General features: G+C 65.0%; 14 protein-coding genes. 7 read left to right on the forward strand and 7 right to left on the reverse strand.

The window, feature by feature from the left end:
- Positions 1-16 precede the first annotated feature (16 nt).
- Genes K5Q19_RS04250 through mmsB form a run of 4 tightly spaced genes read left to right on the forward strand, consistent with a single transcriptional unit; the run spans position 17 to position 2,956 of the window.
- Positions 17-1,063, forward strand: coding sequence for an enoyl-CoA hydratase/isomerase family protein (locus K5Q19_RS04250; RefSeq protein ID WP_292941534.1), 1,047 nt, complete (start codon positions 17-19; stop codon positions 1,061-1,063).
- Positions 1,060-1,842, forward strand: coding sequence for an enoyl-CoA hydratase-related protein (locus K5Q19_RS04255; RefSeq protein ID WP_292941536.1), 783 nt, complete (start codon positions 1,060-1,062; stop codon positions 1,840-1,842). Before K5Q19_RS04250 ends, K5Q19_RS04255 begins: the two co-directional genes overlap by 4 nt.
- The gene (locus K5Q19_RS04260; protein ID WP_292941538.1) at positions 1,843-2,085 is read left to right on the forward strand and encodes a hypothetical protein; all 243 of its coding nucleotides are present in this window, start codon (positions 1,843-1,845) and stop codon (positions 2,083-2,085) included.
- 1 nt (position 2,086) lies between these two features.
- Positions 2,087-2,956, forward strand: a complete 870-nt coding sequence (gene mmsB / locus K5Q19_RS04265; protein WP_292941540.1) for a 3-hydroxyisobutyrate dehydrogenase — start codon at positions 2,087-2,089, stop codon at positions 2,954-2,956.
- A 2-nt stretch (positions 2,957-2,958) separates the two neighbouring features.
- Here mmsB and K5Q19_RS04270 read toward each other — a convergent pair whose 3' ends face one another.
- Positions 2,959-3,753 carry a CHAP domain-containing protein gene (locus K5Q19_RS04270; RefSeq protein WP_292941542.1) on the reverse strand — a complete coding sequence of 265 codons (795 nt, stop codon included), beginning with the start codon at positions 3,751-3,753 and terminating at the stop codon, positions 2,959-2,961.
- 146 nt (positions 3,754-3,899) lie between these two features.
- Here K5Q19_RS04270 and der point away from each other — a divergent pair, with 146 nt between their 5' ends.
- The 3 genes from der (at position 3,900) to K5Q19_RS04285 (ending at position 6,508) form a co-directional block, all read left to right on the forward strand.
- Complete coding sequence (gene der, locus K5Q19_RS04275) at positions 3,900-5,294, forward strand: ribosome biogenesis GTPase Der (RefSeq protein WP_292941544.1); 1,395 nt, start codon at positions 3,900-3,902, stop codon at positions 5,292-5,294.
- 205 nt (positions 5,295-5,499) lie between these two features.
- Positions 5,500-5,925: a DUF983 domain-containing protein gene (locus tag K5Q19_RS04280; RefSeq protein WP_292941546.1), complete on the forward strand. Its 426-nt coding sequence runs from the start codon at positions 5,500-5,502 to the stop codon at positions 5,923-5,925.
- Positions 5,926-6,220: 295 nt separating this feature from the next.
- Positions 6,221-6,508 (forward strand): hypothetical protein, encoded by a 288-nt coding sequence (locus K5Q19_RS04285; RefSeq protein WP_292941548.1) that lies wholly within the window; start codon positions 6,221-6,223, stop codon positions 6,506-6,508.
- Between the two features lie 78 nt (positions 6,509-6,586).
- Here K5Q19_RS04285 and K5Q19_RS04290 read toward each other — a convergent pair whose 3' ends face one another.
- From K5Q19_RS04290 to K5Q19_RS04315, 6 genes are read right to left on the reverse strand one after another with little or no spacing between them, the layout of a single operon-like run.
- A complete protein-coding gene (locus K5Q19_RS04290) occupies positions 6,587-7,321 on the reverse strand; it encodes a hypothetical protein (RefSeq protein ID WP_292941550.1) in 735 nt (244 codons plus the stop codon).
- Positions 7,322-7,373: 52 nt separating this feature from the next.
- Positions 7,374-8,549, reverse strand: a complete 1,176-nt coding sequence (locus K5Q19_RS04295; protein WP_292941552.1) for an acetyl-CoA C-acyltransferase — start codon at positions 8,547-8,549, stop codon at positions 7,374-7,376.
- Between the two features lie 11 nt (positions 8,550-8,560).
- Positions 8,561-10,141 carry a class I adenylate-forming enzyme family protein gene (locus tag K5Q19_RS04300; protein WP_292941554.1) on the reverse strand — a complete coding sequence of 527 codons (1,581 nt, stop codon included), beginning with the start codon at positions 10,139-10,141 and terminating at the stop codon, positions 8,561-8,563.
- A gap of 14 nt (positions 10,142-10,155) precedes the next feature.
- The gene (locus K5Q19_RS04305; protein ID WP_365758385.1) at positions 10,156-11,412 is read right to left on the reverse strand and encodes a 3-hydroxyacyl-CoA dehydrogenase NAD-binding domain-containing protein; all 1,257 of its coding nucleotides are present in this window, start codon (positions 11,410-11,412) and stop codon (positions 10,156-10,158) included.
- 22 nt (positions 11,413-11,434) lie between these two features.
- Entirely contained in the window at positions 11,435-12,658 is a 1,224-nt protein-coding gene (locus K5Q19_RS04310) for a serine hydrolase domain-containing protein (RefSeq protein WP_292941556.1), read from the reverse strand.
- Positions 12,658-13,491 (reverse strand): thioesterase family protein, encoded by an 834-nt coding sequence (locus tag K5Q19_RS04315; protein ID WP_292941558.1) that lies wholly within the window; start codon positions 13,489-13,491, stop codon positions 12,658-12,660. Before K5Q19_RS04315 ends, K5Q19_RS04310 begins: the two co-directional genes overlap by 1 nt.
- Positions 13,492-13,641: the final 150 nt, after the last annotated feature.

Below are 13,641 nucleotides of genomic sequence, written 5' to 3' on the forward strand. Positions count from 1 at the left end.
GGGAGAGGGCAAGGCAATGACCGACGATATTCTGGTCCGCACCGAAGGGGGGATGGGCGTGCTGTCGCTCAATCGGCCCAAGGCGATCCACGCGCTCAACCGCGCGATGGTGGATGGCATGACCGCCGCGCTGCTGGCGTGGCGTGATGATCCCGCAATCGGCGCGGTGATCATCGACCATTCCGAAGGGCGCGGCTTTTGCGCGGGCGGCGATATTGCCTTCCTGCGCAATTCGGCGCTGACCGACGAGGGCGTCTCCGGCCGCAAGTTCTTCTTCGACGAGTACCGCCTCAACCACCTGATCATGACCTATGAAAAGCCAATAGTGGCCTTCATGGATGGGATCACGATGGGCGGCGGCGTCGGCATCGCGGACCCGGCGCGCTACCGCGTTGCGACCGAGAACACCCGGCTCGCCATGCCCGAGACCGGCATCGGCCTGTTTCCGGACGTGGGCGGCGGCTGGTTCCTCTCGCGCATGAAGGGGCGGCTGGGCCAGTACCTTGCGCTCACCGGCGCGCGGATGGACGGAGCCGAATGCCTCTGGGCCGGTTCCGCCACGCACTACCTGCCCGCTGCTGCATTGACCGAGGCGAAGGCGAAGATCGCCGCAAACCCCGGCGATGTTCCGGCGATCCTGAGCAGCCTTGCGGTCGCCGCGCCCGAGCCGAAAGTGGCGGCGCAGGCCGAGGCGATCGCACGGCTCTTCGCATCCGATCGCTACGAGGATATCCTCGCCGCGCTCGAAGCCGATGGCAGTGAATTTGCGGCCGTGACGCTCGCAACGCTCCACACCAAGAGCCCGCAGACCTGCAAGGTTGCGCTGCGCCAGCTCGCGACCAGCCTTACCCTGCCCGATTTCGCCGCCAACATGGTGATGGAATACCGCATCTGCAGCCGCGTCCTGCTGCGCCCCGACTTCGCCGAGGGCGTGCGCGCGGTGATCGTGGACAAGGACAATGCCCCCAAGTGGAACCCGGCCACACCCGAAGGCGTGACCGACGCAATGCTGGACGCGATCTTCGCGCCCCTGCCTGCAAACGAGGAATGGAGCCCCCTATGACCTACGAGACGATCCTTGTTGAACAGCGCGGCGCCGTCACGCTGATCACGCTCAACCGCCCCAAGTCCTTGAACGCGCTCAATTCGCAGGTGCTTGAGGAACTGATCGTGGCGTTCGGTGCCTATGAAGCCGATCCCTCGCAGCGCTGCGCGGTGCTCACCGGCTCGGGCGAGAAGGCCTTTGCTGCGGGCGCGGACATCAAGGAAATGGCCGACAAGGCCGCGACCGATTTCTACACCGGCGACTTCTTCTCGCGCTGGACCAGCCATATCGTGAAGGCCACCCGCAAGCCGTGGATCGCGGCAGTCAATGGCTTTGCGCTCGGCGGCGGCTGCGAACTGGCGATGATGGCAGACTTCATCATCGCCTCAGAAAACGCCAAGTTCGGCCAGCCCGAAATCAAGCTCGGCGTCGCGCCGGGCATGGGCGGTTCGCAGCGCCTGACCCGCGCGGTGGGCAAGGCCAAGGCGATGGACATGTGCCTCACCAGCCGGATGATGGATGCGGTGGAAGCCGAGCGCTCGGGCCTCGTCAGCCGCGTCGTTCCGCTCGCCTCGCTCATTGACGAGGCGATGGCCGCTGCCGAAGTGATCGCCGGGATGGCGCCGGTCGCAGTGATCGCCAACAAGGAAATGGTCAATGCCGCCTTCGAGACCACGCTGGATCAGGGCGTGCTGTTCGAGCGCCGCCTGTTCCAGGTGCTGACCGCGACCGAGGACAAGGCCGAAGGCATGGCCGCCTTCATCGAGAAGCGCCCCGGCGTGTGGAAGGGGCGGTAGTTGTCTGCCCTGCGCAATGTGGTTTCGCGCCGTGCGCTGCGGTTCGCCGCAGCCTGCGTCCTGCTGCATCTGCTGATATGGGCATACGGCTACTGGGCAAATTTGCAGTACGATGACGGCGGCGTCGGGACCTTGTTTTTCTTCACTTGGATCTCGCACATTCTCCTGATCATCGCCCTTGTCATTCTGGTGACCAGCGCAGTTCGTCGATGGATCGCGCTAGAAACAACTTCCGGAGAGTGAAATGAAAATAGCATTCATCGGCCTCGGCAACATGGGCGGCGGCATGGCCGCGAATCTCGTCAAGGCGGGGCATGACGTGCACGCCTTCGATCTGGCCGAAGCGGCGCTGGCGCGCGCGAAGGAAAACGGCTGCACCACCTACACTTCTGTGCAGGAAGCGGTGCAGGGCGCGGAGGCGGTTGTTTCGATGCTGCCCAACGGTGCCATCGTGAAGGCAGTCTATACCGCCGACGTGATCGGCCATGCACCGACTTCGGCGCTTCTGCTCGATTGCTCGACCATCGATGTTGCCACCGCGCGCGAGGTTGCCGCGCAGGCGGCAGACGCGGGCTATGCCATGGTCGATGCCCCGGTTTCGGGCGGGATCGCGGCGGCCAATGGCGGCACGCTCACCTTCATGGTCGGCGGCAGCGCCGATGCCTTCGCGCGCGGCGAGCCGATCCTTGCCGCGATGGGCAAGGCAGTGATCCACGCAGGCGACAGCGGCGCGGGGCAGGCAGCCAAGATCTGCAACAACATGCTGCTCGGCGCCTCGATGATCGCGACTTGCGAGACTTTCGCCATGGCCGAGAAGCTGGGTCTCGATTTGCAGACCTTCTTCGACATCTCGTCAAAGGCCTCGGGCCAGTGCTGGTCGATGACAAGCTATTGTCCCGTGCCCGGCGTCGGCCCGACGACGCCGGCGGACAACGGCTATCAGGGCGGCTTTGCCACCGCGCTGATGCTGAAGGACCTCAAGCTCGCGATGGAAGCGGCCAAGAGCGCCGGGGCCGACGTGCCGATGGGTTCGCGCGCGGCGGAACTTTACGCGGCGTTCGATGCGGCCGGAAATGGCGGGCTCGATTTCTCGGCGATCATCAAGACGATGTGAGGTCAGCGCACGCGGGCAGCGATGATGCGGCCGATGGGATCGCGCGCGAGATTGGGGGAGACCGCGACAGCGCGCTCCTCTTCGCGTGGCTTGACCGAAGCCTTGACGATCTCACGCGCAGCCAGCGGACGGCGCGCAGGGCTGCGACTCGTTTCGGGCACGATGCCCTTGAGGAAATCGGGGCCGATGCGCGAAGTGTAGGTCGCTTTCGGTGCCTCAGCCGAAGCCAGCACGGTCAGCCGTTCATTCGGCCCGGGGTTCTTTGGCGGCTTCCCGTTGTAGATGAAGCCCTCGACCGGCCAGTGCGTGGTGCCGAGTCCGCCGAGCGGCGCATACCACACGCGAACCTCGCTCCAGTCGTTTTCAGGCGAGACATCGACGGCGCGGACATTGTCTTCCAGCTGGCCGCGCCGCCCCTCGATGGGGGACCAGTTGGCGTGGCGCAGCAGCACCGTGCGCGAATCGATGATCCGGCTGACAGCGGCGACATGGCCCAGCTGCATCGCGCCATGGGGCCGGAAGGCCATGACAGCACCGACCTTGGGTCGGTTTCCCCGCGCATAGCGGCCAGCCGCCTGACCCCACCAGGTATGTGCATCGCCATAGAGCTGAATGCCGGAAACCTTGCGCGCATATGGGACGCACTGGATGTAGGGGAGGGCGAAGTCGCGGACACCCGGATTATCGCGGTCATCAAAGTTCGCCGTCGGATCCGGTGCTACTGGCCGTGCATTGCCTACAGCCGGAAAAGCCGCAAGGACGGACAGGATCGCCAAAGCTATAGGGCTACTGCTCATGTCGCGACATTGCCGACCGTTGGTTAAGGCCGGTCTGTTGAGGCTGGTTAATGCCGGGTTAGGGTGCAGACTTTTGCCGAACCGGCACGAACATGCCGCAACAGACGCGACTTGCGTTCTGGGTCCGATGAGGCCACGGGAAGGCGATGCTGCCTCAGGTTATCATCATCGGCCGGCCCAATGTCGGCAAATCGACGCTGTTCAATCGGCTGGTCGGCAAGAAGCTCGCGCTTGTCGACGACCAGCCGGGCGTGACGCGTGACCGCCGCTTTGGCGATGCCGATCTGCTCGGCCTGAAGTTTACCATCGTCGATACCGCGGGCTGGGAAGACCTCGATCCCGAGACCTTGCCGGGCCGCATGCGCCAGCAGACCGAAGCCTCGCTGGTGGGCGCGGATGTCGCATTGTTCGTGATCGACGCGCGCGCCGGCGTGACCCCGCTCGACGAGGAAATCGCGCGTTATCTGCGCTCCAGCCGCATTCCCATCGTGCTCATGGCCAACAAGGCCGAAGGGCGCGCGGGCGATCCGGGGCTCTACGATGCCTTCGCGCTCGGCTTTGGCGAGCCGGTGGCGTTCTCTGCCGAGCACGGGCAGGGCCTCGCCGATCTGTTCGAGGCGCTGCGCCCGCATATCGAAGGCACGGATGGCGACGATGATGACGACATTCCGCCGCCCGAAGGCGCGGAGGACGAGGAGGAGTTCGATCCCGAATCGGTCCTCAAGCTCGCCATCGTCGGGCGGCCCAATGCGGGCAAGTCGACGCTCATCAACAAGCTGCTCGGCGAGAACCGGCTGCTGACGGGGCCCGAAGCCGGGATCACGCGCGATTCGATCGCGATTGACTGGCAGTGGTTCGATCCTGCGAGCGATGCCTACCGCCCGGTGCGGCTGATCGACACGGCGGGGATGCGCAAGAAGGCGCAGGTCGTCGAGAAGCTGGAAAAGATGTCCGTCGCCGATGCGCGCCGCGCGATCGACTTTGCCGAAGTCGTCGTGCTGCTGCTCGATGCCACCCGGGGCCTCGAACATCAGGACCTCAAGATCGCCTCGATGGTGCTCGAGGAAGGCCGCGCGCTGATGATCGCGATCAACAAGTGGGACGTAGCCGAGGATCCTTCCGCCCTGTTCAATGGCGTGCGCGCGGCGCTGGACGAGGGCCTGGCTCAGGTGCGCGGCGTGCCGCTGCTCGCGGTTTCGGCGCGGACGGGCAAGGGGCTCGACCAGATGCTGACCGCCGCTTTCGATATTCGCGCGGCCTGGTCGAAGCGCGTGCCGACCTCGGCGCTCAACCGCTGGTTCGATGATGCGCTCGCCGCCAATCCGCCACCGGCACCGGGCGGCAAGCGGATCAAGCTGCGCTACATCACGCAGGCGCGCATCCGCCCGCCCAGCTTCGTGATGTTCGGCACGCGGCTTGATCAGCTTCCCGAAAGCTATCGCCGCTATCTGGTGAACGGCATCCGCCGCGAACTGGGTTTCGACGCGGTGCCGATCCGGCTGACCTTGCGCAGCCCGACCAACCCGTTCGCGAAGAAGTAGGACGCGTTTCGCTGTTCCATCGTCACCCTGAACTTGTTTCAGGGTCCATCGCGCCGTAAAGCGCGGAGTAATCGGCAAGCGCGACACGCTGCGTCGTTGCTTTTGAGCACCGGCCTCCGTGTAGGCGGACAGATGGACCCTGAAACAAGTTCAGGGTGACAAGAGTTTTTAAGCCGACGTTCGTTTCGACCTTTGAGGTTTCGCCATGCCCGATGCCGCCCTGCCGCTCGACCCCGCGATGCTGCCGCATAGCGCAGGTGCTGCCATCCTGCGTGGCGCAGCGGGCAAGTGCCCCCGCTGCGGGGGGACGCATCTGTTCGCTGGCGGACTGAAGCCGGTCGAGCGCTGCCGCATGTGCGGGCAGAACTGGACGCTGCACGCGGCGGACGATTTCCCGCCCTATATCGCGATCCTGCTGACCGGGCACCTGATGGCGCCGGTGATCATCGGCCTCGGCAAGATCGAAAGCCTGCCGGAATGGGCGATGATGCTGATCGCGCTGACCATGGCCGCCGCGCTCATGGCCGCCATCCTGCGCCCCGCCAAGGGCGGCGTGATCGCGCTGCAATGGTGGCTGGGGATGCAGGGCTTTGCCGGGCATGCCGGGAAGGTTGAGGCGGGGGTGGCCTAACACCGCCCAAGCCCTCTTCCCTCGTCGCCCCGTGCTTGACACGGGGCTTGGCTTTCTTTGCGACCTTCGGTTTGGCAGGAAGGCCTGATGAAGAAGGGCGGCTGGGCCTGCATCACGGCGAACCGCCATTACGGCGAGGGTAGCGCCAAAAGGCAGCCAAGCCCCGTGTCAAGCACGGGGCGACGACGGGTATTGAGGTTCAAATCTGGCGCTGGTTCAGGCGCAAACACGATGCCGAAATGAGACCTGAACTCGTAAGTAGCATCGTTGCGAAATACGCGGGGTAGCCGTCCAAGTGTCCTATAAAGTCGAATGGTCGCAATTGACCAACTGCCGCAATCACAAAGCCAATGGTCACAGCAAATCGCACTGTGACGGCGCACCCGCTGCGCAACCTTTGGTCGACAAACGTGACTCCAAAGATCCATGGAATATAAAAGGGAAGGACCGCGAAAGCATCTATAATCCAAGCATTGATCGGGAAAGAATAGACTGGCCCTTCGACGGCAATCACGCCAACTGGATCAAGCGTACTCCACGCCCACTTGCCAAAGAAGGCGCCAGCGGATGCGGCAAGCAATGACGAGATTGGGGTAACAAGCGAGCGCAGGGTCGTATCCCGAAGCGTATCTTTTAGCCGTAGCCCTCCCATGCCCAACCCTCACAAGAAATTATTCGGCCAGATCATCGTGCGCCACATATGCGCCGTGGGTGAGCCGTCAAAGCCCAGCCCTTCCTCCGGTTCCCTGAAGTTGCGCCCGATCACGTCTTCCAGTTCCTCTGGCTGCACCACCGGGAAATCGTCGAAGAAGTAGGTGTCGTAGAGCGTCATCTGCCGCGCGGTCATGTACCACTTGTGGTTCTTCGCATACTCGGCGTCGCGCAGCAGGTAGTCCGGCACCTGATAGTCCGGGCCGAAGAAGGCGTGGTAGCTTTCGGGGTAGGCATAGCCGACGCTTTCGTCCGGCACATAGCGCAGCGCCTGGTGGTACTTCACCGCGAAGGCGACTTCGGGATCGACATAGGGCTCGACCAGTTGTGCGCTCCAGTAGCCGTGGTCGCAGCGGATCAGGCAGCCGTTGGAAATGTCGTGGAGCAGACAGGCCATCACGACCTTTTCCGGCAGCCCATCATCAAGCGCGCGCTTGGCGCTGACGAGCAAGTGCCGCACGGTGATATCGCCGAAGCGGCAGCGGAAGAAATCCATCAGGCGCGGGCGTTCGGGCATGCGCGGCAGGGCCGGGTTGTCGCCCATCATGAACACCGTCTTCGGGTTCAGGCGCTTCAGCAGCTCGGCCTCATTGTCGATGAAATCGGTGCCCTTCCAGCCGACGGGGGAAGGGTAGATCAGGCGTTCGCGGCCATCCTGCGGCCAGGGGCGGGTATCTTCGGTCATGCGCGGAAGGGTAGGCGCGGCGCTCCCACTGGGCAAGCGCCGCGCCCATCTGTCAGAGGACTTCGAACAGCCCCGCCGCGCCCATGCCGCCGCCGACGCACATCGTCACGACGACGTACTTCGCACCCCGGCGCTTGCCTTCGATCAGGGCATGCGCGGTGCAGCGCGCGCCGGTCATGCCATAGGGGTGGCCGATCGAGATCGAGCCGCCGTTGACGTTGAGGAGCTCGTTCGGAATGCCGAGCTTGTCACGGCAATAGAGCACCTGCACCGCGAAGGCTTCGTTGAGCTCCCACAGGCCGATGTCGTCCATCTTGAGGCCGAAGCGCTTCAGCAGCGCGGGGATCGCAAAAACCGGGCCGATGCCCATCTCGTCAGGCTCGGTGCCCGCCGCTGCCATGCCGACATAGCGGCCGAGCGGGGTAAGCCCCTTCTGCGCGGCAACCCCGGCTTCCATCAGGATGACTGCGGCCGAACCATCCGAAAGCTGGCTGGCATTGCCAGCGGTCACGATGCCGCCCTCGATCACGGGCTTGAGCGCCTGCAGGTTCTCGATCGTGGTCGAGGGGCGGTTGCCTTCGTCCTTGGTGAGCGTCACGTCGTGCATCGTGATCTCGCCGGTTTCCTTGTTCTGCACGCCCATCGAGGCGCTGGCGGGCACGATCTCGTCATCGAACTTGCCCGCTTCCTGCGCGGCGGCGGTGCGCTGCTGCGACTGGAGTGCGTATTCGTCGCAGGCCTCGCGGCTGATGCCATAGCGCTTGCCGACCGTTTCGGCGGTCTGCAGCATCGGCATGTAGACCGCGTTGTGCATGGCAACGAGGCTGCGATCAGGGGCGACGCGCATGTCCTTGGTCTGGACGAGGCTGATGGACTCCTGCCCGCCCGCGGCGACCACATCCATGCGGTCGACGATGATCTGCTTGGCCGCGGTGGCGATAGTCATCAGGCCCGAGGAGCACTGGCGGTCCATGCTCATGCCCGAGACGGTGACGGGCAGGCCCGCACGCAGCGCGACCTGGCGGGCGATATTGCCGGCCTGCGCACCCTGCTGGAGCGCCGAGCCCCACAGCACGTCGTCGACTTCGCCGCCTTCGATCCCGGCGCGCGCGACGGCGGCCTCGAGCGAAAGTGCGCCGAGCGTGGCGCCGGCGGTGGCGTTGAACGCGCCCTTGTAGGCACGGCCGATGGGGGTGCGGGCGGCAGCAACGATAACGGCATCACGCATGATTGGTCTCCTTAGGCATCCGGTGTGAGTACGGGGTTCTGGGCAATCGGGTTACCGCCGAAGTGATCACGCAGCTCGCGCTTCAGCACTTTGCCGATGGGGCTGCGCGGCAATTCGTCCACCACTTCGATACGGGCAATGCGCTGCGTCTTGCCGAGTGCGCGGTTGGCTTCAAGCCGGATTGCTTCGGGATCGGCGGAAGGGTCGGCCAGCACGACAACAGCAAGCGGGGTTTCGCCCCACTGGTCAGACGGAATGCCGACGACAGCGGCCTCCTTCACGGCGGGTTGGCGGGTGAGTTCGGCTTCAAGGTCGGTCGGGAAGATGTTGAACCCGCCGGAGATGATCATGTCCTTGGCGCGGTCCATCAGGATGAGGAAGCCGTCTTCGTCGAACTTGCCAACGTCTCCATGGCGCAGGTAGCGGTTACCATCCTTGTCGTACCATTCCATCTCGCGCGTCTTGGCGGGCTGGCCGTGGTAGCCGTTCATCATGATGGGAGAGCGACCAACGATCTCGCCGACTTCGCCCTGTGGCAGCTCGTTGCCGTCCTCATCGATGATCTTGATGACATGGCCCGGCGAGGGGCGACCGACGGTGTGGAGCTTGTCCGGGAACTCGTGGGCGACGAGATTGGTTGTCGCGCCGCCTTCGGTGAGGCCATAGCCTTCGACCAGGCCGCCGGGCCAGCGCTTCAGCACGTCTGCTTTCAGCCATGCCGGAAAGGGCGCGGAAGTGCAGGTCTTGAGCCGGTAGGACGAGAGATCGAAGCTGTCGAAATCAGGATGTTCCATGATGCGCCGGTATTGCACCGGGACCAGCATGGCGTGGGTGACGCGCTCGCGCTGCGAGAGTTCTAGAAAGCCGCGCGCATCGAACTTCTTCATCAGCACGACCTTGCCCGCCGCGGTGAGCGTGGGAAGGAAGCTTACCAGGGTGGTGTTCGAATAGAGCGGTGTCGAACAGATCGTCGCGCTGTTGTCGTCAAACCCGGAACCGAGCCCGCGCCTGACATACTCGTGGCGCATCTGGTGGCTTTGCACGATGCCCTTGGGGCTGCCGGTGGTGCCTGAGGAATAGATGATGTTGAACGGGTCTTCGGGGCGCGGCAACCGTTCTGCGGGCTTGGTGCCTTCGGTCGCGATCCATTCCGAGAAGGGAATGCCGGCATCGCTGTCATCAAGCGCGATACGCTTGACGTTCTCCGGGAAGGGCAGGCCCGCCAACCCTTCGGCCATCGCCTTGTCGAGCAGCAGCACGCGGCTGCTGCTGTCCGTCAGCATGGCGAGCACCGTCGGCGGTGCGGCTGTCGAGGTCAGCGGCGCAGCCACTGCGCCTGCCCGCAGCGCGCCGAGAAAGGCGAGGCCGGTGTTCACCGCATTGCTCGCCGCGATGGCGACAGGCTCGTTCGCCTGAACCCCTTCGCGCTGGAGTGCGGCGGCCACGCGGTCGAGCATGGTGTCGAGATCGATCCACGATATCCAGGAGGTCTCGTCCGCAATCGCAATGGCATCGCCCCGCCGCGCTGCATGCGCGCGCAGGATCACGCTCAGCGGGATGAACGGGCTCTCGATGATGTCCTCGATGCGCATGGCCTTGGCCGCCTTCAGTCGAACGCTTCGCCGGCTGCCGCCTTGCGGGCCAACAGCGGCGCGACGGGAAGGCCATGCTTCTCAAGGCCCGCGACGACGGTGGCGAGGCCGATGTGGCTTGCCCAGAACATCGGACCGCCGGTCCATGCGGGCCAGCCATAGCCGTTGAGCCACACGGTATCGATGTCCGAAGCGCGCTGGGAAATGCCTTCCTCGAGGATCAGTGCGCCTTCGCTGATCATCGGGTAAAGCAGGCGCTCGAGGATTTCCTGCGCATCGATGCTGCGCTGGGGCTTGCCCTCTTTCGCGGCCCATTCGGCGATCAGGCCGCGCGTCACTTCGGAAGGCGTGCGCTGGCGGTTCGCGTCGTAGTCGTAGAAGCCCGCGCTCTTCTTCTGGCCCCAGCGGCCCAAAGCGCAAAGCGCCTCGCGCAGGGTTTCGATGCGGTTCGGGTCGCGGTGCCAGCCGATATCGAGCCCGGCAAGGTCGGCCATCTGGAACGGGCCCATCGGGAAGCCGAATTCGAGGAGCGCGTTGTCAACGTCCGCGAAGTCCGCGCCTTCCATGATCAGCGCGTTGGCCTGTTCCTGCCGCTTGGCCAGCATGCGGTTGCCGATAAAGCCGTGGCACACGCCCGAGACGACGGGGACCTTCCCGATCTTGACCGCGAGCGCCATGACCGTCGCCAGCACATCGTTCGCGGTGGCGGAGCCGCGCACCACTTCGAGCAGCTTCATCACGTTGGCGGGCGAGAAGAAGTGCATGCCAAGCACGGCTTCGGGGCGCTTGGTGGACGCGCCGATTTCATTCACATCGAGGTAGCTGGTGTTGCTAGCAAGGATCGCGCCCGGCTTCACGATGGCATCGAGCTTGCCGAAGACCTCTTTCTTCACCTCCATGCTCTCATAGACCGCCTCGATCACGAGATCGGCATCGGCGAGCGCATTGAAATCGAGCGTCGGGGTGAGGCGGCCCATTGCGGCTTCGGCGAGGGCGGCGTCCATCTTGCCGCGCTTTACGGTGTTCTCGTAATTCTTGCGCATCGTGGCGACGCCGCGATCGAGCGCTTCCTGCGTCATCTCGACGATGGTGACGGGGATGCCGGCGGTCAGGAAGTTCATCGTGATGCCGCCGCCCATGGTCCCTGCGCCGATCACGCCGACCTTGTTCACGGGGAGCAGCGCGGTATCGGCGGGGATATCGTCGATCGTCGCGGCGAGCTTGCGGGCGGCTTCGATGTGGTCCTTGGCGCCGGAAATGGGATCGGACATTGCGGTGTCTCCTTGGATGGGATCAAGCGTGACTGTGCGTCATCGCCGAATAGACCAGCGTCTTGAGCTGGCGGCGGATGGGATAGCTGGACGAGGGGAAGAGCTGGGTCATGAAGACCATGTGCAGCTTCTCATGCGGGTCGATGAAGAAGGCGGTGGAATGGATGCCGCCCCAGTGGAACTCACCCTTGGTGCCCAGGATCAGCGTCTTGGCAGGATCGATGACCACGCCGAAGCCGAGGCCGAAACCGACGCCGGCATTGCCGGATTCGCTGAACAGCGCCTTGGAGAGCGTCGTCAGGTCCGCACCGCCGGGGAGGTGGTTCGAGGTCATCAGCGCCAGCGTCTTGGGCGAAATCAGCGGAGCGCCGCCCTTCGCCAGCGCGGCGCAGAAGCGGTGGTAGTCCGCGGTCGTCGAGAGCAGCCCGCCGCCGCCGCTTTCAAAGCGCGGCGCGCGCAGCGTGTTCGACTTCTCCGCGTGGTCGATCAGTGTCGGCGCGCCCAGCGGGTTCCAGGCCCAGCTGTCGGTGAGGCGGTGCGCCTTCTCGGGCGGGCAATGGAAGCCGGTATCGACCATGCCGAGCGGCGCGAAGATGCGCGTCGCGAAGAAGTCCCCAAGGCTCATGCCGGACAGGCGCGCCACGATCACGCCCAGCACATCGGTGCTCACCGAGTAGTTCCAGCTCGTGCCCGGATCGAACTCGAGCGGCAGCTTGGCCAGTTCGGCGATGAAGTGGTCGTTGCTGGGGAGTGAGGCATGCCCGTCGAGCCGGCCCTTGCGATAGGCGGCATCGACATTGGTGCGGTTCTGGATGCCGTAGGTGAGGCCCGACATGTGGGTGAGCAGGTCCACCATGCGCATCGGATTGGCCGCCGCGCGCGTCGGGAAAAAAGGCGCGTCGCCGCCGCCGCCGTTGTAGATGCCGAGCCCGGCGAATTCCGGGATCACCTTGGTGACGGGATCGTCGAGCGCGACCTTGCCTTCTTCCAGCAGCATCATGAAGGCCGCGCTGGTGAGCGGCTTGGTCATCGAGGCGATGCGGAAGATCGCGTCTTCGGCCAGCGGCGTGCCATCGGCGCGGGCCTTGCCGCGCGTGAAGCGGTGGATCGGCTGGCCCTCGCGCGCGATCAGGAGGTCGGCATTGGGGAGCAGGCCGGGCGCGAGGTAGCGCTCCTCAAGGAATGCGCCGATGCGGGCGAGGCGGGCCGCGTCGAAGCCATGGGCGGCGGGATCGGCGATATCCATCAGCCGAACACCGCGACCGATTGCAGTCCGCGCATCACTTCGAGCCCTTCGCTGTTCCACAGCCGCAGCGTCTCGCTGCTGAAGCCGTGGCTCATATGGTTGGATCTCGTTTCGAGCAGCCACCACCCTTCGCGGGTGGGCGGCACATCGCCAAGGATCGTCAGCGCCCAGGTGATCGAGCTGATCGGCCCCATCCGCTCCATCGCGCGTGCCGAACCGGGCGGCAGCGCATCGCCAATGCCGACAAGCTCGGCGATGGGGTCGAGGCCAGACCGGTCCTTCAGCCGCACCCAGCGGCGGATCGTGCCGTGGGGGGAGCCGCCCGGCGGATCGGCGCGGCGCATGTCCATCCGCGCGGTGAAAGCGGGGGCAAAGTCGCTGGCGGTGAGGCGGGGTGAGTCCTCGGGTGGGATCAGGTCGGGCAGCACGGCGGCAGCAACGGTGCCGTTGCTTTCGCGGCCCGCACCAAACAGCCACAGCGTGCGCTGGGCGATCGCGCCGTCGCAGATTAGCGAGGTTTCAACCTGTGCGACGCTCTTGCCCTGCCGGAGCATCACGACTTCGACTTCGAGATGCTCGCCCACCGGCGCGACAAAGCCGACTTGCGCGGCGCGCAGCGGGGGCAGATCAGGGAAGGCGAGCCTGGCAGCGGAATGGGCGATGAAGGCTGCCGTTCCGCCGTACATCGTGCGGCCCTGCATCCAGCCCGCCGCACCATCGAGCCTGAAGCGCCCATTGCCCAGCGGCTCGAGCCGCTCTGCGAGCGCGCCGAGACCCATTTCCGCTTCGGCGGGCATGGTGCCAACGGTATCCGGGTGCTCGGCTTGCGGCAAATCGGCGTCCTTCCCACGAATCTACTTATGCGGGGGGATTAGGTCATCGGAAGGGATCAGGAAAGCGCTTTGCGCGGGGCGCGCTGGCGAAAAAATGCAGCAATTCCGCCGGATTCCATGCCTTCCGCTACGGCATCCGCACCTTTCGCG

Origin of the sequence: Novosphingobium sp. (assembly GCF_019748365.1) — a bacterium.
Classification (GTDB): Bacteria; Pseudomonadota; Alphaproteobacteria; order Sphingomonadales; family Sphingomonadaceae; genus Novosphingobium.